Origin of the sequence: Streptomyces resistomycificus, from assembly GCF_001514265.1 — a bacterium.
Taxonomy (GTDB): Bacteria; Actinomycetota; Actinomycetes; order Streptomycetales; family Streptomycetaceae; genus Streptomyces; species Streptomyces resistomycificus.
This window is the reverse complement of the sequence record NZ_KQ948996.1, coordinates 295040-313818: the sequence shown is the minus strand read 5'-3', so window position 1 is coordinate 313818 and position 18779 is coordinate 295040. Positions and strand designations below refer to the sequence as shown.

15 protein-coding genes and 3 pseudogenes are annotated in these 18779 nt (G+C 67.6%); 8 read left to right on the top strand and 10 right to left on the bottom strand.

The window, feature by feature from the left end:
* Positions 1-322 precede the first annotated feature (322 nt).
* Positions 323-1435, top strand: a complete 1113-nt coding sequence (locus AQJ84_RS27525; protein ID WP_053192128.1) for an alkene reductase — start codon at positions 323-325, stop codon at positions 1433-1435.
* 309 nt (positions 1436-1744) lie between these two features.
* On the opposite strand, the gene AQJ84_RS27520 is transcribed toward AQJ84_RS27525, so the two are convergent.
* Together AQJ84_RS27520 and AQJ84_RS27515 are read right to left on the bottom strand one after the other, a co-directional pair.
* Entirely contained in the window at positions 1745-2863 is a 1119-nt protein-coding gene (locus AQJ84_RS27520; protein WP_030040565.1) for a fatty acid desaturase family protein, read from the bottom strand.
* Positions 2864-2870: 7 nt separating this feature from the next.
* Complete coding sequence (locus AQJ84_RS27515; protein ID WP_030040566.1) at positions 2871-3926, bottom strand: ferredoxin reductase; 1056 nt, start codon at positions 3924-3926, stop codon at positions 2871-2873.
* 86 nt (positions 3927-4012) lie between these two features.
* Between AQJ84_RS27515 and AQJ84_RS27510 the strand changes: the two genes are divergently transcribed.
* Complete coding sequence (locus AQJ84_RS27510; RefSeq protein WP_030040567.1) at positions 4013-5152, top strand: PucR family transcriptional regulator; 1140 nt, start codon at positions 4013-4015, stop codon at positions 5150-5152.
* Between the two features lie 444 nt (positions 5153-5596).
* Here AQJ84_RS27510 and AQJ84_RS27505 read toward each other — a convergent pair whose 3' ends face one another.
* Positions 5597-6199, bottom strand: a complete 603-nt coding sequence (locus tag AQJ84_RS27505; protein WP_030040568.1) for a hypothetical protein — start codon at positions 6197-6199, stop codon at positions 5597-5599.
* A gap of 649 nt (positions 6200-6848) precedes the next feature.
* On the opposite strand from AQJ84_RS27505, the gene AQJ84_RS27500 reads away from it, so the two are divergent.
* The 3 genes from AQJ84_RS27500 (at position 6849) to AQJ84_RS27490 (ending at position 8371) form a co-directional block, all read left to right on the top strand.
* Positions 6849-7358, top strand: coding sequence for a hypothetical protein (locus tag AQJ84_RS27500; protein WP_037802933.1), 510 nt, complete (start codon positions 6849-6851; stop codon positions 7356-7358).
* Between the two features lie 49 nt (positions 7359-7407).
* Positions 7408-7620, top strand: coding sequence for a hypothetical protein (locus AQJ84_RS27495; RefSeq protein ID WP_225877245.1), 213 nt, complete (start codon positions 7408-7410; stop codon positions 7618-7620).
* Positions 7621-7783: 163 nt separating this feature from the next.
* The gene (locus AQJ84_RS27490) at positions 7784-8371 is read left to right on the top strand and encodes a hypothetical protein (RefSeq protein WP_030040570.1); all 588 of its coding nucleotides are present in this window, start codon (positions 7784-7786) and stop codon (positions 8369-8371) included.
* 294 nt (positions 8372-8665) lie between these two features.
* Here the strand turns inward: AQJ84_RS27490 and AQJ84_RS27485 are convergent, their stop codons facing one another.
* Positions 8666-9814 (bottom strand): toll/interleukin-1 receptor domain-containing protein, encoded by a 1149-nt coding sequence (locus AQJ84_RS27485; RefSeq protein ID WP_157874987.1) that lies wholly within the window; start codon positions 9812-9814, stop codon positions 8666-8668.
* A gap of 181 nt (positions 9815-9995) precedes the next feature.
* The gene (locus AQJ84_RS27480) at positions 9996-10697 is read right to left on the bottom strand and encodes a hypothetical protein (protein ID WP_157874986.1); all 702 of its coding nucleotides are present in this window, start codon (positions 10695-10697) and stop codon (positions 9996-9998) included.
* Between the two features lie 510 nt (positions 10698-11207).
* Here AQJ84_RS27480 and AQJ84_RS27475 point away from each other — a divergent pair.
* The gene (locus tag AQJ84_RS27475) at positions 11208-12134 is read left to right on the top strand and encodes an immunity 49 family protein (RefSeq protein WP_225877246.1); all 927 of its coding nucleotides are present in this window, start codon (positions 11208-11210) and stop codon (positions 12132-12134) included.
* A 134-nt stretch (positions 12135-12268) separates the two neighbouring features.
* Here AQJ84_RS27475 and AQJ84_RS27470 read toward each other — a convergent pair whose 3' ends face one another.
* Positions 12269-12661: a hypothetical protein gene (locus AQJ84_RS27470; RefSeq protein WP_128092273.1), complete on the bottom strand. Its 393-nt coding sequence runs from the start codon at positions 12659-12661 to the stop codon at positions 12269-12271.
* Between the two features lie 426 nt (positions 12662-13087).
* Between AQJ84_RS27470 and AQJ84_RS44400 the strand changes: the two are divergent.
* Positions 13088-13216: pseudogene (locus tag AQJ84_RS44400) on the top strand (IS5-like element IS4811 family transposase); the annotation flags it as partial.
* Between the two features lie 65 nt (positions 13217-13281).
* On the opposite strand, the gene AQJ84_RS27465 reads toward AQJ84_RS44400, so the two are convergent.
* From AQJ84_RS27465 to AQJ84_RS27455, 4 genes and pseudogenes are all read right to left on the bottom strand, one after another.
* Entirely contained in the window at positions 13282-13818 is a 537-nt protein-coding gene (locus AQJ84_RS27465) for a GNAT family N-acetyltransferase (protein WP_030040575.1), read from the bottom strand.
* A 218-nt stretch (positions 13819-14036) separates the two neighbouring features.
* A pseudogene (locus tag AQJ84_RS45010) lies at positions 14037-14222 on the bottom strand (hypothetical protein); the annotation flags it as partial.
* Positions 14223-14600: 378 nt separating this feature from the next.
* Complete coding sequence (locus AQJ84_RS27460) at positions 14601-15617, bottom strand: hemolysin family protein (protein ID WP_030040577.1); 1017 nt, start codon at positions 15615-15617, stop codon at positions 14601-14603.
* Positions 15614-16945, bottom strand: a complete 1332-nt coding sequence (locus AQJ84_RS27455) for a hemolysin family protein (RefSeq protein WP_030040579.1) — start codon at positions 16943-16945, stop codon at positions 15614-15616. The genes AQJ84_RS27460 and AQJ84_RS27455 overlap by 4 nt, the downstream gene beginning before the upstream one ends.
* 447 nt (positions 16946-17392) lie before the next feature.
* Here AQJ84_RS27455 and AQJ84_RS27450 point away from each other — a divergent pair.
* Positions 17393-18382, top strand: a pseudogene (locus AQJ84_RS27450) (TerC family protein); the annotation flags it as partial.
* Between the last annotated feature and the right edge of the window lie 397 nt (positions 18383-18779).

The following is an 18779-nucleotide window of genomic DNA, read 5'->3' as shown; positions in this document are numbered from 1 at the left end:
GCCTGCAGACACCGATCCGTACCGACTCCGGCGGCGGCACCCGTGGCATCGTCACCTGGCTGACTGCTGATCGTGTGCAAGCAGCGAACGCCCGTACTGCGGCGGGCAGTTGCGCTTGACCGGCGTCGACGCCGACGGCATGCGGCTCTCACCGCCTTCGCCGCCGGCACCACCCACACCCCGATCGCGGTCGTGGAACCGCGTCACCGTCAGCGGGCCCGCGCCTGCCCGAGGACCGCATCCGCGCCTCCGCCGGGACAGCGTGGACCCCCTGCGTCGCAGGCCTTCATCCCGTTTCACTCCGTATTGCAGAAAGAAACCCATGACTGTCAACGTCTCAGAAGTTTCACCCGTCCCGTCGCTTTTCTCCCCCGTCTCCCTCGGGAAGATCGAGCTCGCCAACCGCATCGTCATGGCACCGCTGACCCGGGTCCGGGCCGGCTCCTCCGGCATCCCCGGGGACCTGATGGTCGAGTACTACCGGCAGCGGGCGAGCGTCGGAATGATCATCACCGAGGGCACCTACCCCGACCACGCGTCGCAGGGGTATGTCGGTGAGCCGGGCATCGCCACCGACGAGCAGGCGGCCGGCTGGCAGCGGGTGTTCGAGGCGGTGCACGCCGAGGGCGGCCGCATCGTCCTGCAGATCATGCACGCGGGCCGCGGCACCCACCCCGACATCAACGGCGGCCGCCGCATCCTCGCTCCCAGCGCGATCGCCATCGACAACAAGACGTTCACCGAGAAGGGCGAGCAGCCCTACCCCGTACCGGAAGCGATGACCACCGCGGAGATCCGGGCAGCCCTGGAGGAGTTCGTCTCCGCGGCCCGCCGGGCCATCGGGGCGGGAGCGGACGGCGTTGAAATCCACGGCGCCAACGGCTACCTGCTCCAGGAGTTCCTCTCCCCGGCGGCCAACCAGCGCACCGACGAGTACGGCGGTTCGCCGCACAACCGCGCCCGCTTCGTCGTCGAGGTCGTCACGGCGGTCGCCCAGGCCGTCGGTGCCGAGCGGGTCGGGCTGCGGATCTCGCCGGAGGTCGACCTCGGGGACGTCTTCGAGACCGACCGGGACGACGTCCTGGCCACCTACGGCACCCTGATGGACCAACTGCGCCCGTTGGGCCTGGCCTACCTCTCCGTGCTGCACACCGAGCCGGGCGGCGACCTTGTACAGGAGCTGCGGCGGCGTTTCGACGGCAAGCTGATCGTCAACAACGGCCCCTTCGGGGGGCAGACCACCCGCGAGCAGGCGCTCCAGCAGATCGAGGCCGACCACGCAGACGCCGTGGTCGTGGGCCGGGCCCTCATCGCCAACCCCGACCTGGTCGAGCGCTGGCAGGGTGGCCACCCGGAGAACGAGCCGCGGCCGGAACTGTTCTACGGGCCGGGCGCCGAGGGCTACACCGACTACCCCTTCCTCGAAGCGGCTTAAGGCCCACGGTCACGCCTGTCCATGCGGCAGCCCCACTCACACATGGACAGGCGCCCGACTGGCGACACTGTGCCCGCCCCTTTGAGCCCGCGGTCACAGCGGCGATCACCGGCTCGAGGACCGTCGGGTCCGTCAGGGCGTTGACGGTCCGCAAGTTCCTGGTCAGCAGCCTGCGTTCGGTGACCTCGACGAGCACATCGCTCTCGTACGTGGCCACCGCGGCGGCCTTCGGCCACAGCTGACGCCTATGACTGTTTTCCAGCGGCGGCCCACCCTGGCCTTGCCGATCACCAGAACCAATACCGGGAATCAGGCCGCGACGAGCTCCTGCTCGCGGTCCGGCGTCTTGATCTTGGGCTTCTTGTTCGGCAGCGAGAGCCGGAAGACCTTGTGCCACGCGGAGAACACCTGCTTGGGCAGCGGCCCGGTGACGTACTCCAGCTCGTACTTCTCGAACAGCGCGCGCACCTTCACCGCGACCTCGGCGTACCGGTTGCTCGGCAGGTCCGGGAACAGGTGGTGCTCGATCTGGTGCGAGAGGTTGCCGGTCATGAAGTGCATGGCCTTGCTGCCGCTGATGTTCGCCGAGCCCATCATCTGGCGCAGGTACCACTGGCCGCGCGTCTCGCCCTTGATCGACCGGCGCTCGAAGACCTGAACACCCTCGGGGAAGTGCCCGCACATGATCACCGAGTGGGACCAGATGTTGCGGACCAGGTTCGCGGTGAACGTGGCGGCGAGCGTGGGGAGGAACGACGGGCCCGACAGCAGCGGGTGGATCACGTAGTCCTTGAGCACCTGCTTGCGGATCTTGCGGCCCACGGCCTTGGCCCGCGCGCGGAACTCCGGGTTCTTGCGGCGGCGCTTGTGCAGATTCTTGCCGAGCTCCAGGTCGTACGCTGCGATGCCGTACTCGAAGAAGCAGGCGTTGATGAAGTTCCACAGCGGCTGGCCGAGGTGGAACGGGTGCCACTTCTGGTCCTCGTCGACGCGCATGATGCCGTAGCCGAGGTCGTTGTCCTTGCCGATCACGTTGGTGTACGTGTGGTGCAGCTCGTTGTGCGAGTGCCGCCACTGCTCGGACGGCGAGACGTGATCCCACTCCCAGGTGGTGGAGTGGATCTTCGGGTCCCGCATCCAGTCCCACTGGCCGTGCAGGATGTTGTGGCCGATCTCCATGTTGTCCATGATCTTCGCCACGGACAGACCGGCGGTGCCGACCAGCCACGCGGGCGGGAAGATCGAGAACAGCAGCACGCCCCTGCTGACCAGCTCGAGCTTGCGCTGCGCCGAGATGACCTTACGGATGTAGGCGGCGTCTTTCTCGCCGCGGCCGGCGATCACCTCGTCGCGGATCGCGTCCAACTCGCGGCCGAGCTCCTCGATCTGCTCCGCGGTCAGGTGGGCGGTGGGGTCGATGGCGGTCAAGGTGCTCCTACCGTTCGATGTCGCAGGGGCCCGCAGCGGCGGACACGCAGGTCTGGATGAGGACGCCCGGCTCGGCCTCGGTGATCTCGCCGGTACGCAGGTCGCGGACGGCGCCGGCCTTGAGCGGCGTGACGCAGCCGAAGCAGATGCCCATGCGGCACCCGGAGGGCATGAGCACGCCGGCCTCCTCGCCGACGTCCAGCAACGGCGTGGCGCCGTCCGCGTCGACGGTCGTGCCGGTGGCGCTGAACGTGACCTCGCCGCCGTCACCGGCGACGACGATGCTGGGGCGGAAGCGTTCGGTGTGCAGGCGCTCTTGTACGCCGTGCTCGCTCCAGTGCTCTTCGGCGGCGTCGAGCAGGCCCGCGGGCCCGCAAGCCCAGGTCTCGCGCTCGGCCCAGTCGGGCACGAGTTCGTCGAGACGGGCGATGTCGAGCATGCCGTCGGTGTCGGTGTGCACCTCGGTGAGCTGCAGCTTCTTGTCCGCGACCAGGTCGTGCAGTTCGTTGCGGAAGATCACGTCTTGCGGCTGTGGCGCGCAGTGGACCATGACGACGTCGTCGAACTCGGTGTCGCGCAGCATGCCCATCACGGGCGTGATGCCGCTGCCGGCCGTCAGGTAGAGCACCTTGGCGGGCCTGGCCTCCGGCAGCACGAAGTCACCGGTCGCCTGGTCAAGCTGGATCAGCGTGCCCGGTTTCGCCCTGCGGACCAGGTGGTTGCTGACCTTGCCGTCCGGGATCGCCTTCACGGTGATCGTGACCCGGCCGTCCCGGCGGTTTGCCGGTGAGGTGACCGAGTAGGCACGCCACAGGCGCACCCCGTCGACGTCGACGCCGATCCGCACGTACTGACCGGCCGTGTGGCCGCGCCAGCCCCGTCCCGGCCTGATCACGATGGTCGCGGCGTCACCCGTCTCGGGGTGCACGGCCTCGATGCGCCCACGCAGGTCAGCGCCCGCACGCAGCGGGCTGACCAGGTCGAGGTAGTCCGACGGCAGCAACGGTGTCGTGACCATCTCCAGCAGTTTCCACGCCCTACTGCGGAGGGCTGCACTCGTCATGACTCCAGCTTGCTGTGCCTCAAGGCGTAAAGTCCTGACCGCAGGACGTAAATCTGGTCGGCTGAATTGTTCACAGGGAACAAAACATGAGCCATGCAATCCGGAGGGCCAGCGAACTGGCCCTGGACGAGACGACGGTCACCGCGCTGCGGGCCGCACTGAAGACCACCGCCGACGAGGTCGTCCAGGCGATCATCGACGAGGTCCCTCCCTACGCCAACGCCCTTTCGGGCCACATGGGCGCCACCATCCGCCGAGCCGTCCGCACCGCCCTGGGGCACTACCTGGACCTCGCGAGCGGGAACGCCACAGGCGGCGACGCCGGTGACGCGGCCTACGAGTTGGGCCGCGGCGAGGTGCGCGACGGCCGTTCGATGGACGCCCTGCTCAGCGCCTACCGCGTCGGCGCCCGCGTGGCCTGGCGATGCCTGGCAGCCGGTGCCGTACCCGCAGGTCTGCCCGCCGCCGAGGTCGCCAAGTTCGCCGAGCTGACCTTCGCCTACATCGACGAGCTCTCCGCCGCGAGCGCCGCGGGCCACGCCGACGAACTGGCCGCCCGGGGCAGGGACCACGAGCGCCACCTGGAACACCTGGCCCGCGACCTCCTCGCCGGCGCGAGCCCGGACGTGCTGCGGGCCTCTGTTCAACGGGCGGGGTGGCAGCCTCCGGTTTCCCTGACCGCCGTCCTACTGCCCGCCGCCCAGGCCCGGCCTGCCTACCGCGCGCTCGACCCGAGCACCCTCGTCCTCGACGATCTGCCGGACGCCATCGGTGTGTTGCTCGTCCCCGATGCCGACCGATCACGTCTCTTGCGGCAGCTGACCGACCGCACCGCCGTGGTCGGCCCGGCCCGGCCATGGACTCGAGCGTCCGCCTCGTACGCACGAGCCGTACGCGCGCGCTCCCTCTCCTCTGATATCCGCGACACCGAGGACCACCTGCCCGAGCTGGTGCTGAGCGCCGACGTGGACGCGTTCGCAGACCTGCGTGCCCGAGCTCTCGCACCGTTGCGGACCTTGCCTGTCGCGACCGCACGGCGGCTGGAGGAGACGTTGCGGGCGTGGCTGCTGCACCAGGGCAGGCGGGACGAGGTGGCGGCGGCTTTGTTCGTCCATCCCCAGACAGTCCGGTACCGCATGTCGCAGCTGCGGGAGCTGTTCCCGGATCTCGCGTCGCCACACCGGGTCCTCGAACTGACGCTGGCGGTCGGTCTTCGGGGCAGCTGACGCGTACTTCGACCGTCCACGACCGCGTCCGCGAGCGGTCCAGGAATCGTGCCTCGTTCTCGGTGCCATCAGCTGGCTCATGCGGCCCGGGGTAGAGCGGTATGCGGTCCGCTACGCCGACCCCGACCAACACCCCGACTGGCCGACGTGCTGGATGCGGCCCCGCTGCTGCGGCCAGTCGACCGCTGGCACTTGGACGGCGGCGAACGCTGGTCCATGCTGCTTCTCTTCAAGCCGAACAGGTCGGGTCCCAAGGAAGCGGTCATGCTCGACGTGAGGTCGACCTGGTAGGGCGTCATGTACGCATCCCGCGCTCACGAGACGTCCACCGGCTTGATGGTCAGCAGGTTGGCGAACGCATCCTGGATGCCTGAAGGCTTGATGCCCACCATGGCGGTGCGGACTCGGCTGCGGATTGTGCGGCGTTCGCTCATGACCTGCTCGTCAGTCCCCCAGGTTTTCTGGCGGCACGGCTGCTGTCACCGCTGCGGGCAGCCGGCCGTTCAGGATTTGCTGGCGCGGCAGTGACAGCCCGAAGTGCTGCTGCAAGGCGGTCAATGTCGCACGCAACGAGTCGAACTCCTCGCTCAAGTCATCATCGAGGAGTCCGACTTCCTCGAACGCCGGGAGCAGGAACGCCATGCCCTCGTCCGGGGTGTCGCCGATGTCGAAGCGACCGACCGTTTGTCCGTCACGGTAGTACCAGCACTCCCTGGGTGGGTCGTCCGGCTTCGGCGTCAGGTGCAGGACTTCAACCCCGCCTGCGGAGACGTCGGGGTGAGCCCACCAAGCCTTGGAGGGCCAGCCCTGCTCCACCGCATATGACCAGCCCGCGCATTCACCGAAGCGGGCTACCCGGGCTGATTCCCGGTCCTTGAACGTCAACCGCTCGGCCTCAACGAAGGTGATCGGGTCGAGTACTTCCCCAGGCCGGGCACCAAGCCGGACAGCGAGGTCGCGTGGGCTGATGCCACGTGCGAAGGTGACGAACAGGATAGGGGCGTCTCCGAGCCAGGCGTCGGCCAGCCACGTGATGCCGTCGTTCAATGTCTTCTCCTGGTATTAGGGGTGCGACTGCGGCGGGAGGGTGCGGCCCTCCCGCCCCAGTCCGCGTCGTGTCCTACCAGCCGGTCACGGCCTCGGAACGGTGCATGACACGGTCGCCCTCGACGCGTCGCAGTGCGCGAACTCAGGGAAGGCCACCCAGTACTCGTCCTTGTCCAGCAGACGGTACTTCGATGCCGAGGAGAACGTTCCCGCGCGGCTGCGTCGACTGGGTGCCGCAGCATCCGCAGGTTTCCTTCCACGTCGGAGCAGCGCTACGGATGTCGCCGTACAGCCTCCAGTCGCCCGTCGCGATGCGAAGGCGTAGGTCTGCACGCAGTCGTTGCTGGTGTCCACCTCGCTCAGGCATCTTCTTCCCGACAAACGAGAGAAGGCGTGTGTGCCCATTCTGGCCGCCGGGTCCATGCGTTTCCCCTGAGCCAGGCTGGCGGTGGTCGGTGGCTGGCGGTCGCGCCGACCAATTTCCATGGCTGAGGTGACCGGTTCTCGGGGTACTCATGCTGGTCGTGGGAGGCAGCCTGAGAAGTAGATCGTCTGTCAGTGGGTCGGTCGGGTCGAAGAGAAACGCGATGCAGCAGCGTCGGCGGATGTGCGAGCCTTCATTTCCCAGACGCCGGCCGAGAAGACTCTGATGACCCTCGATGACGCCCTCAAGCAGCTCAGCCACATCGCGCGCGAGCGGGCCTTCGGTAGGCACGTCGGGTCCGACCGGCTCATCCAGGCAGGGCTCGACGCGCTCATTGCCGGGGTTGAGAGTCCCTCCCTCGCGATGCTGGCCGGCCTCCTCCGGAGCGAGGAGCCCGAAGCGCCGGCCCTCTTCGACCAGGTACTGGAGGAACTGGGACTGCTCTTCCATCCGCCCACTGATCCTCGGGCCGCAAAATGGGCGATGGCCTACTGGGTCGCTGGCCAGATCGCCGACGGAACCCTGGATCCCGCCACCGGCACCCACCTCATCCGGGCAGACGTCGCCTACGACCTCAACTACCCCGAAGAGCTGGAACCGCTTGTCCGTAGCGCGCACAACCTGGACGGCTGGGAGGAGAGCTGGGGAGTCTCCCTCGAGGAACTCAACAGGGAGGCAGTCGAGGTGGCGAAGCAGTTCCTGGACAAGCGGCCGGCAGCAGAAGCGGGGAGTTGACCGTCCGGTTCATGCTCGCTGCGGTTCGGTCGCCCCTACGATCCTGTCCATGCTCGACCCCGAGCTGCCGGAACGGATCACCGCGCGCCGTGCGGAACTGGACGAACGCGGAGAAGAGCTGGCCAACCAGCCGGCGGAGGTGCGGGACGAGCGCGACGAACTCGGCGTCGCCGGACGTGTACTTGAGCGAGCGAGCGAGCAACTCGCCGACGAACACGGCTCGGCCGCGCGGGCCCCGGGCCGGTGGGCGGCCGGGCGGTGATGCTGACGGCGCACCGCGAGGCTGGCGCTGAGGAGGCCAACGGTCAGCACGCCCGCGGATAAGGGCGAGGCGTATTGACGGGTGCCGTCGGTGACGCCACCCGCTCCCGGCGGCGACGAGGGGCGCCTACGGTGAGCTGCGGCGCGGCGGATAGCGTGCGGGCATGGTGATGACGGGGAAGCGACGGGTCCTGTACCGGCAGGGCAGCGGATTCTGGCGGATGACGGCGAAGTGGGTTCTGGTCTTCGGGGCCCTGTACCTGCTGGACGGCGGGCTGCTCCGGTCGTGGGGCGACGCTCTGGTCTGGCCGATGATCGGGATCCTGCTGTGGGTGCCGTTCGGGATCGGTGTCGTCTGGTACCCGAAGAAGGACCAGCGCGTCGAGCTGACGACGCGTGAACTGCGGGTGCGGCGCAAGCGGTTGCCGATGGAAAAGGTGAACCTGCTGCACGTGGCGCGGCTGTGGCTGGAAGGGCGGTCAACCGCGGACGACCAGCCTGTGCTGGAATGGACACGGTTCGACCGGGTGGTGTGGGTGCCGCTGCGGGACGGCCGAGCGTTCGGCGTGGAATTCCGCGACCCGGCCGCGTTCGCCAAGGTTTTCGGCGCCTTCGCGGTCGCGGCGTGCGGCGGTCCCGACATCGTCCGCGCAAGGGCCGCGGCGGAGACCTACCCGGATCCGCTCCCGATGCGGCCCCGTCCCGGCGGCGACTCAGGCTCGTGGCCGGACCTCCTGGACATATTCAACTGACGGCCGGAAACGCCGGCAAGGGGCAGCGCTCCCCTCAGGGCATGCGAGGCGATCTCATGGACGTGCTTGCTGCAGAGCTGGGAGTGCGCGCGAGAGAGGCACGCCGAGTTCGAACCCAAGAGGCGTGGTGCTGCTCGGCTTTCGGTGTGAGCCGGGCACGTGTCTCGACATATGGTTCCGAAGGCAAGGACGCCGTCGGCTGAACTCCACAGAAGGAACTGTTTCGTGAAGCTCATCCTGGAACACGCCGATTTCGCCCCCGCAGTCGCCGAGCAGAACCGCCAGACTCCGGTGTCAGCTCGACGCCCGCAGGTCGTGGATCAGCCGGGTCACCGCTTGGCTGAAGTGGAGATCGTCCTGCACCTGCGAGAAGTCCGGAATGAAGTACTCGCGAATCCTGCGCGCGACGTCTTGCCCGGTGTCGGCGTCGAATAGTTCCCAGGCACGGAGCTTGTCCATGCCGACCAGGCGAATGGGGAAAAGTTTCCGGGCTCCTGTCTGCTGCTCAGCGTTCCTGGCGCGGAGGATCTCGGTGGCGACCCAGTGGCTGGCCATGCTGGCCTCCGACAGAACCAGGATGACCTTGCTGCGCCGCTGAACCTGCTCCGTGAGCTGCTCCAAGATCGTCTGTCCGCCCTGCATGTCGTGCGGCGCGAACCAGGCATCTACGCCAAAGCTCTCCAGGTAGCGGTGCAGACGCGCAACGAACTCCTCGTCATGCGTGCTGTAGCTGAGGAAGGCCGTGGGATGGGTCACGGATTGCTGGAAGGAGGAGCCCTTGGCATGCGCGCGGACGGTCTCCGGTTCGACCCCGGCTGCGAGGAAGAACCGCTCCAGGCCTCGTAGCGCGCGCCTCAGGTCCAGCACGACCTCCTCGTTCCCTGGCGAGTTGACTGATTGGCCGAGAGCCAGGTTGTTGAGAAGCAGGGAGTCGGACACGGTCTTCAGATCGATGCTGCTGGGGCCGGCCATCTTGATGTCGTTCAATGTCGGAACGACGAAACTGACCTCTTCGAAGGTGTTCAAGCCGAAGATCGTCCCCTGGAACACCGATCCCTCGAACACTGTCTGCTTGAATGTGGCTTGGACAAAGAACGCCTCGCGGTAGTTGCCGGCCGACGTGCAGTCCATGAAGGACGCGCGGAAGAAGTCCGCCTCACCGAACGCCGCCTCACGGATCTCGCAGTCACGGAAGACGGTTCCTTCAAACGAAGCCCCGATAGCGTTGAGTTGCTGCAAGCGACAGGTCTGGAAGACGCACTCTTTAAACTGCGCCAGCGCGAAAATGCAGTTGAGGAACTCGCAGTCGGTAAACCTCGCTCCCGACAAGTCGCACTGGCCAAGACGCAGGTCACGCCACTTCCGGCCGATGAAGTCCCGGGTCCCTGCGGCGTACTCCGCGAGCAGGACCGCTGTGGCATCGTCGCCATTCACGTGTGTCACCGCCTCAGTATGCGGCGCCCAGGCCGCCGACGCCGCCCTGCAGGCGAGTGTGCCAAACGCCGCCGGGATAACGGCAGCGCGTACGGGGACCGGACGGTTTCCGAGATACGGCAACCAACGCGGCCAGACTTCTGACGTCACCTCAACCTCGAGTCTCAGTAGTAGCTCGACAGCATGGCTGTCACGCGCCGCCCCACAGCGCGGCGACCGAGTGACCGACGAGGAAGATGCCCACCACCGCCACCGAGCCCGGGAGCGCGAGGAGAAGGATGATGATCAGTGTGTCCAGGACGCTGACGCCCACCCTTGCGTCGCCGGGCCGCGCGGGATCGTAGATGATCTCGATCGGGTCCGTGCCACTGCCGGATGTCTGGTACGTGTAGCTCTGGCCGGTGGCCGTCGTGTAGGTGTACACCCGCCACTTGTTGGTGTAGTGCGAGAACTGGGCCACGACGGTGATGCCGTGCCGTTTCAGCCGCCAGTCCGCCACGTTCGCCCGGCCCCCGGCGTAGATCATGAAACACCCGGCGTACAGCGCGACCGAACCGCCGAGCAGTGCAGCCACCTGTTCCCCGCCCCCAGCCACGCCCACGGCCGCCACCAGCCCGGCATAGACCAGGGCGCCCACCGCGGCGACCGGTCTGCGCCCGGAGAACCACCCCCTGTTCCAGCCGGGCAGCGCACGCACGTCCACCAGCGACAGGCCGTCCACGGCCTCTGCGTCACCGTCGGGCGTCGGCAGCAACCGACCGACCGACTGCCCGAACGCGGCAGCGCCCGCCTCGGAAATCCCCTCGACACGGTAGACCACCGGTTCGGCTCCGCCCAGCAGTTCGATCTCGACGGCACGTCCCTCCGCCCGTACCTCCGCCATCGCTTCCACCGGTATGCGGAGCTCCTCGGCGGACCTCCGCAGTACCACCACCTGACCATCCAGGCGGAGCGCCGAACGTCTCTTTCCTCGCAGAACCAACGCGGCAGCCGTCGTCACCACTCCGTCACTCCCCCTCGACAGTCCCATCCCCAAAGCGCGGCACATCCTAATCGGGGCGACCGGCCATCACCCCCGCGCGACCTGGGGTGTGCAGAGGGAAGCGGAAGACGGTCAGCCGACTGCGGGGTGAAGGCACACGTCGTCTCCGCAGACTCCCGCGGCGAACGCGCGAGCACAGCAAAGCACCGGATGACCGTCACCTCGCAGGTCGAATCCGGCCCCGGGACCCACTGCGTGCGGACCGTTCCTCACCACCGTCGCGCTCGCGCACCTGGGCTTCGTGCCCGTCGTCACCGGCAGCGTCGCCTACTTCTCTCCCCCCTTGCTCCGACGGCACCAACGGGGCTGTCACCAGTCCTCCAGGGCCGCGTTGTCGGTGTCGGCTGACAGAATGAATGGATGGGGATAAGCAACGTGACGCGCCACGCAGTGAACCAGCAGCGCTTGGAGCAGGCCTTCGGGGACATGGCGGACCGTGTTCAGCGCCGTTTCGAGGACGTCTACTACAACGAGTACCCGATGCGCGAGATGTTGTCGGAGCTCGGCTACGAGCTGTTGGATCACGTTGCCGCACGCAGCGTGCAGGATCCCAGTCTGGAGGACGAACGCACCCGGCTCGCGCTGACGACGGCGGCCGAGTGCCTCTTCGGTGTGCTGGAGCTTGGCTGCTGCCCGAACGGTGACTGGGAGATCCCCTTCCCCCTGACACGTACGCGCTTCAGCAGCGAGGAGAAGGACTTCGACGAGATGCGGGACGCGACCGACACGGTCACCGCTCGCACCTGGGTTGAAGCCTTCAACCTCTGCGTGGCCAGCGGCCTGGTGTGGGACTGGGAGCGGGTGATCGGGCTGTTGCTTCGAAAGGACTACGCTCCGATGCTGCACGAGAACCTCCCCCACGCGCAGCGGGGCTCGATCTCCCAACCGGCCGACCTCGCGCACATGGACGCCCTCTGCGGCTACCTGGCCCCCGCCCAGGGCCACCTGCCGCGCGACTGGCCAAAGGTGACGCTGTGCAAGCCCTCCGTAGACGAGCGGCTGGACGCGGCCCTGGCTCTGGACGCGGCCGGCGCGACGAGCCCCGACCAGCGGCTGCTGCGCATCCTGCTCCGAGATGACCAGGGCGCCTTCGAGCACGCGCTGCACGAACGGCTTGTGGAGCACCGTGCGGGCGCCCGCGAGGACCCTGCGCCAAGGAGCCTGCTGCCCGTGGGCACGATCGCCCTGGCCGTGCTCGCCGTGCGGGTGCACGGCTGGGACCTGCAGATCGAGTCCGCCTATCTCCCCAGCTCGCTGCTGAATGCCCCTGCCTCAGTCGCCTCTTGAATGGCCCCGGCCTGTCCATAGCCGCGGGCAGGCCGGGTGCCGACCGGCACGGCGAGCCGCGCAGCCGTAAACCAAACACCCGCCGGGTCGTGGCCACTGCGCCGTGGGATGCCGACCCTCCGCTCCCAGACGTGTCACAGGGACCAGGATCCGGGCAGTTCCAGCGGAGGGTCACCTACGATCAGCCGCGGTCGCCGGGAGTGCCATGGCGCACTGTCCGCCTGGCCGTACAGGGGCACGGTAGCCAGTTCGAAGCGGGCATCCAGCGCGTCGAGCTCCGCTTGCCGCGCGGCCCGAATCCTGTCAGTGAACACGGGCCATGCCTCCGCTAGCCAGCGACGGCAACGAAGCATGTCCGCGTACTCCCAGATGAGTTCGACGTCGAACCCCTCTTCGACATCCTCCACCAACTCCTCCCACGCCTCCATCATGGCGTTGAGCGTCACCATCCCGTACCGCGCGGCCAAGCCTCGGCTTGCCCGGTGCACCGACTCGTAGTCATCTGCGCTGAGCGCCTCCATGCCCATGGACACAGCGTGCCAGCTGCGACGCGCCGGATTGGTGAGTCACTCAACAGGTGCAGGCTCCGTGGCCAAGACAACCACCAGAAGCTCCCGCCATGAGCATCGACCGCACAGCCGAACGCGACGCCATCCACGCGGCAATACAACGCCTCCTGGCCGGCACGTCGACCCGCTCCACCGGAGCCCTCACCGTCGTCCAGCTCACCGCCGAGGCCAGCGTCAAACGATGGATCCTCACCCACCACGAGGTCGTCTCAGTTGGTGGGGAAGTCACATACCTCGGTCTGGGCCGGATGCCTCGTGAGTGGGTTGGTCTGGTCCCGTGGGTGGGTACTGAAGCCGAACGGGGCCGGGGTGGAAGGCTGTGCTGTCCCAGCCGACCAAGGATCGCTGACCGGACCGAATCCGACCGACCGCGGCGAACCGGGATCGATCGGTTGGTACATGAACGCACGCCGCAACGCACGCGACTACGAACGTCTGCCCCAGCAATTCGAAGCACACCTGAACTGGGCACTCATCACCACGATGACCCGACGCCTCACCCGCAAGAGCCCCCGGCACCGACAACTGGGCCAAGAAGCGCGGCTCCACTTCGTGAACCGACCGTCTCTACGCCGGCATCACTCCGAGTCTTCAGCACGCCATTCCTCTTCGAGAATGCTGAACGTCAGGGAGTCCCGCCAGCCGTCCCGTATCCATGCCGTGTGTCGAAGTCGCCCCTCGTACGTCATACCGAGCTTGGCCAGCACTCGGGCGGAGCCGAGATTCCGCGGGTCACAGGTGGCGAAGATTCGATGAAGCCCCAACTCAACGAAGCCGCGTTGCAGAAGCTGGCGCCCGATTCCTGTGCCAACGCCTTGCCCCCATACCCGAGGATGCACGATGTAGGAGATCTCGCCCTGGCGCTGCGTGTGACTGCGGACATGCAGCTCGCCCACACCAACAACGTCGTCCCCGAAGCGCGCTACATGGGCGAACCTCTGCTGGGGTGTGCTCGACCAAGCCTCGACTGCGGCCTTCACGAAATCGCGTGTCTGGTCCTCAGTGTTCGGTCCCCAAGGCTGGAAACGACAAGCCTCTGGGAGACAGGCCCACGAGTGAATGGCCCGCCAGTCATCAAACGCGATCTTGTCCAAGGACACCGAGTGCTGACTCATGGGTTGATCTTGTCAACTGGAGTCAGACAGGGCTACGGGTTCAAGAACACCCACTCACTGATCAGTTGGGCCGCCATCACCATCATGATCAGGCGCATCACCCGCCGGGCCTCCCGCCGGAGCGGCCAGCCCGACTCCCGAGAAGCCGCACGGGACTGAAGGTCCTCAAGGACAGCGTCATCTCCTCGGCCAGAACCGGCGCAAACAACCAGCTGAGACTATGTCCTGGCTATCTCTTGCCGGAGCTGATGGGTGAAGCGGCGTAGCAGATCCTCCGTTTCCCTGTGCTCGGCCCTGCGATCGTCCCTGCCCTCGCTGGGCCGGGAGCTCCAGACCCGACGCGCGAGAGCGTCGGCGAGATCGACGGTGTCGTCGGCGCACAGTAGGTAGAGGGCCGACCGGGTGGCGTGGGGGGTGTGGGCGACCGGTGGATCGCGGACGCCTCCTACGAGACGGTTATGGCCTGCACGAGCGTCAGCTTCGGCTGTATCGCTGCCGCTGCAGTCCTGATCGTGCTCGCGGCACCTAAGGGTGCAGGTGCCCAGGCGGCTGGCCCAGTCGAACCACGGGAAGGCTGAGCAACGCCTTGCCGCGCCTGCCGCGTAACGGGGTGATCAGGCGGCCTGTGCAAGGGGCGTCGACGTTCCTGGAGGAAGACCCGGAGGGCCACGTCGACACCCATGCTCAGCTCAGCCCGTACCCCCGACATCGCACCGGCTCCCTCCTGCGGGGATGCCCGCGGCGGACGACGCCGACATCCCCCCGCGTCTGGGCTGAGCCGGTCATGCGAGTGTGGGGCCGACGAGTTCGGTCAGGACGTCTTCCATGGTGACGAAGCCGATCACGGTGCCCTTGTCGCCGGTGACGGCGGCGAGGTGGGTGCCGCCTGCCCGCATCGCGGTGAGGGCGTCGTCGAGCGGGGTGTCGATCTGCACGCGGGTCACGGGATGCAGTGCGGTGCGGGGGAAGGGCTTGTGCCGTTCGGGCACGCCGATGGCGTCCTTGATGTGCAGGTAGCCCATGATCGTGCCCCCGGGGCCGACGACGGGCATCCGGGAGTAGCCGGCACCTGTCGCGGCCTTCTCCAGCTGGGCGGGAGTGACGCGCTGGTCGACCGTGCTCATCCGGGCCAGCGGCACCAGGACCTCGCCGACCGGGCGGGTGCCCAGCTCCAGGGCGTCGTGCAGGCGGTCGGCGTCGGCGGGATCGAGGAGGCCGGCCTGACTGGAGTCGGCGACGAGGCGGGCGAGTTCGTCGTCGGTGTAGACGGCGGCGACTTCGTCCTTGGGCTCGACCTTCAGCAGGCGCAGCAGGGTGTTGGCGAAGGCGTTGATGCCAAAGATGAACGGCCTGAGCGCGCGGGTGAGGGCGACCAGCGGCGGGCCGAGGAACAGTGCCGTGGGCACCGGGGCGGCCAGGGCGATGTTCTTGGGGACCATCTCGCCGAAGAGCATGTGCAGGTACGTCGCGAGCGTCAGGGCGATGACAAAGGCGATCGGGTGGATCAGCCCCTCGGGCACCCCGATGGCGTGGAAGGGCGGTTCCAACAGGTGGGCGATGGCCGGCTCGGCCACGGCGCCGAGCACGAGGGAGGAGACGGTGATGCCCAGCTGGGCGGTGGCCATCATCGCCGACAGGTGCTCCACCCCCCACAGTGCGGTCCTGGCGCGCTTGTTGCCGGCCTGGGCCTTGGGTTCGATCTGGCTGCGGCGTACCGAGATCAGGGCGAATTCGGCGCCGACGAAGAAGGCGTTGGTCAGCAGGGTCAGGGCGCCGATGAGCAGTTGAATGGTGGTCATCGGGCACTCTCCTGCTCGGCACGGTCCGCGGCGGGGGCGGTGAGGGTGAGGCGGTCGGCGCGATGGTGGTCGACGTCGAGGACGGTGATGTCCCATCCGTCGAAGTGCACGGTGTCTCCAGGCTTCGGGATGCGCTCAAGGAGGGTGGCGGTCAAACCAGCGAGGGTTTCGTACGGGCCGTCCTCGGCGCTCAGGCCGATCTCGGCGAGCTCATCGGTGCGGACGCTGCCGTCGGCCTCCCAGACGGGCCGGCCGTCGTCAGTGTCGGGCCGCGGGAGCAGGTCGGGGGCCTCTTGGGGGTCGTGTTCGTCGCGGACCTCGCCGACGACCTCTTCGATGATGTCCTCGGCGGTGGCGACGCCGGCGGTGCCGCCGTATTCGTCGATGACCACGGCCATGGTGCGCGCCGTGCGCAGCCTGCCCAGGAGGGTGTCGACGGGCAGGCTGTCGGGCACCAGCAGCGGCGGCGTCATCAGGTCGGTGACCTGTGTGCCGTCGCGCTTGTCCTCGTCCAGGGCGAGGACGTCGCGGATGTGGACGGTGCCGATGATCTCGTCGAGGCTGTCGCGGTAGACGGGGAAGCGGGACAGGCCGGTGGCGTGCGTGAGGTCGACCGCGTCCGCGGCGCTGGCGTGGGCTTCGAGGGCCTTGACGTCCACCCGCGGGGTCATGACGTTCTCGGCCGTCAGCTCACCCAGGTGAAGGGTGCGCACGAACAGCTCGGCGGAGTCCTTCTCCAGCGCGCCCTGGGCGGCGGAGTGCCGGACCAGCGCCACCAGCTCCTGCGGGCTGCGGGCGTGGGCGAGCTCTTCGGCCGGCTCCAGGCCGAGGCGGCGTACGAAACGGTTGGCGGTGTTGTTCAGGTGCTCGATGAAGGGTCCGAACACGGCCGTGAAGCTGCGCTGCGGGGTGGCGACGACCTTGGCCACGGCCAGCGGCCGGGAGATAGCCCAGTTCTTCGGCACCAGCTCACCGACAACCATCAGCACCACGGTGGAGACGGCGACGCCGAGGACGGTGGCGATTGTGGAGGCCGCGCCCGCGAGACCGATCGTGGTCAGCGGACCGCGCAGCAGCGCGGCCAGAGACGGCTCGGCGAGCATACCGATCACCAGCGAGGTCACAGTGATGCCCAGCTGGGCACCGGAAAGCTGGAAGGTCAGCCGCTTGACCGCCTTCAGCGCACTGTCGGCGCCACGCTCACCAGCCTCAGCTGCGCGCTCGAGGTCAGCGCGCTCGACAGTGGTCAGGGAAAACTCCGCCGCGACGAATACCGCGCACGCGAGCGTCAGCGCCAGAGCGAGCAGGAGCAGCAGGATCTCGGTCACCGTGCCACCCCCGATTCGCAGCTCTCTGTCGGGCGGGGTATGGCACGGCTCGTACTGGGAGGCTCACCCATTGAGGGTCTGCCACTCCTTCATCTACTCAGCCGCCCCCGGCACCGGGGGCGGAACGTCTTCGTCGGGAGAGGGATTGTCCCCCACCCCATAGTAAAGGAACAGTAAAGCTGCTTCGGGGCGGCTGGGTCACGGTACGTCCCTGGACTTTTAACGCCCGTCGGACCCGGCCAGGCCTCGGGCGTTGTCACGGGTGGCTACCCGAGCCAGATGATGCCCAAGACCGGCAGGTGGGGCAGGGCGCGGTTCGCGAAGTAGATGACGGACAGAGGGTGTGACAGGTTCTCGCCCGCTCCGCATGCTCCCGGGGGCGCCATGGCGGACACTCCTGTATAGGGGCCGACGCATTTCGCGCCGGCCGTGGTGAAGGTGTTCGGCGTGCTTGAGGTCCCGCTCTGGCTGTGGGGGGCGTTCGCCGCGACGGTGATCGTGTCGCTGGCGGTAGACCTGCTGTCCCACCGCACCGCGCACGTCATCCTGTTCAAGGAGGCAGCCGCCTGGAGCGGCCTGTGGGTGAGCCTCGCCCTGATGTTCGGCGCGGTTGTCTTCCTCGTCCTCGGCGCCACGGCCGGCACCGAGTACACGACAGCCTGGCTGCTGGAGAAAAGCCTGTCGGTCGACAACCTCTTCGTCTTCGCCGTGATCTTCGCGTATTTCAAGGTGCCCCGCGCCTACCAGCACCGCGTGCTGTTCTTCGGCGTCATCGGCGCGCTCGTCTTCCGCGGGATCTTCCTCTCCCTCGGCGTGGCCGTGGTCAGCCGCTTCACCGCGGTGCTGTTCGCCTTCGCGGCGGTCCTCTTCTACAGCACCTACAAGCTCCTCAAGGACGAACAGGAGAGCTTCGACCCGGGAAAGAGCTTCGCCGTACGGATGCTCCGCAAGATCATCCCCGTGCGGGACGAGTACGCCGGGGCGAAGTTCTTCGTCAAAGAGGCCGGCCAACGGATGGCGACCCCGCTGCTCGCGGTGGTCGCCGCGATCGAGGCCGCCGACCTGATCTTCGCCGTCGACAGTGTCCCGGCCGTCCTCGCGGTCAGCGATGACGCCTTCATCGTCTACACCAGCAACGCGTTCGCCATCCTCGGCCTGCGGGCCCTCTACTTCATGCTCGCCGGCCTCCTGGACCGCTTCCACTACCTCAACAAGGGCCTCGCGATCATCCTGGCCTTCATCGGTCTCAAGCTCATCCTCCAGGCATCCCACAAGATGATCAGCCCCAGCATCCCGGAAATACCCTCACCGATCAGCCTCGCAGTCATCGTCATCGTCCTGGCCGGTTCCGTGCTGCTCAGCATCAGACGACCCGCCCCGGCAGGCACTCCCGAACAGACCGACGCACAGAACGGCGCCGCGAAAGCCACCGAGCAGCCCGGCTCACCACCTGTGGCGGAGGGGCCCGAGCCCCCCACCGGTTCATCAGGCCCGGACACTGAAACCGGCCGGCACTCAGGCCAGCGAGAAGACGGGGCACTTCCCGACACGTCGATACGGGCATATCGTAAAAAAATGGTCAAAGTGAAACGCAAGTCTGAATCGTACGCATGTCCGACCTGCAAGAAGCCCACACCGGCCGCGGTCCACCGCCACAAGACCCTCGGCGTATTCGTCCCCGTGTGGGGCCCGGGAGCATGCCAAAACCGCGACTGTCCCGACTTCCGGCTGGACCCCCACCGCAAGCACTCCACGGCCCAGTAACCAATACCGGCAGCCCGGTCCCCTCACATCAGGCAGCCCGCCGGGATCGTCGGCCAGCACGATGGCAGCT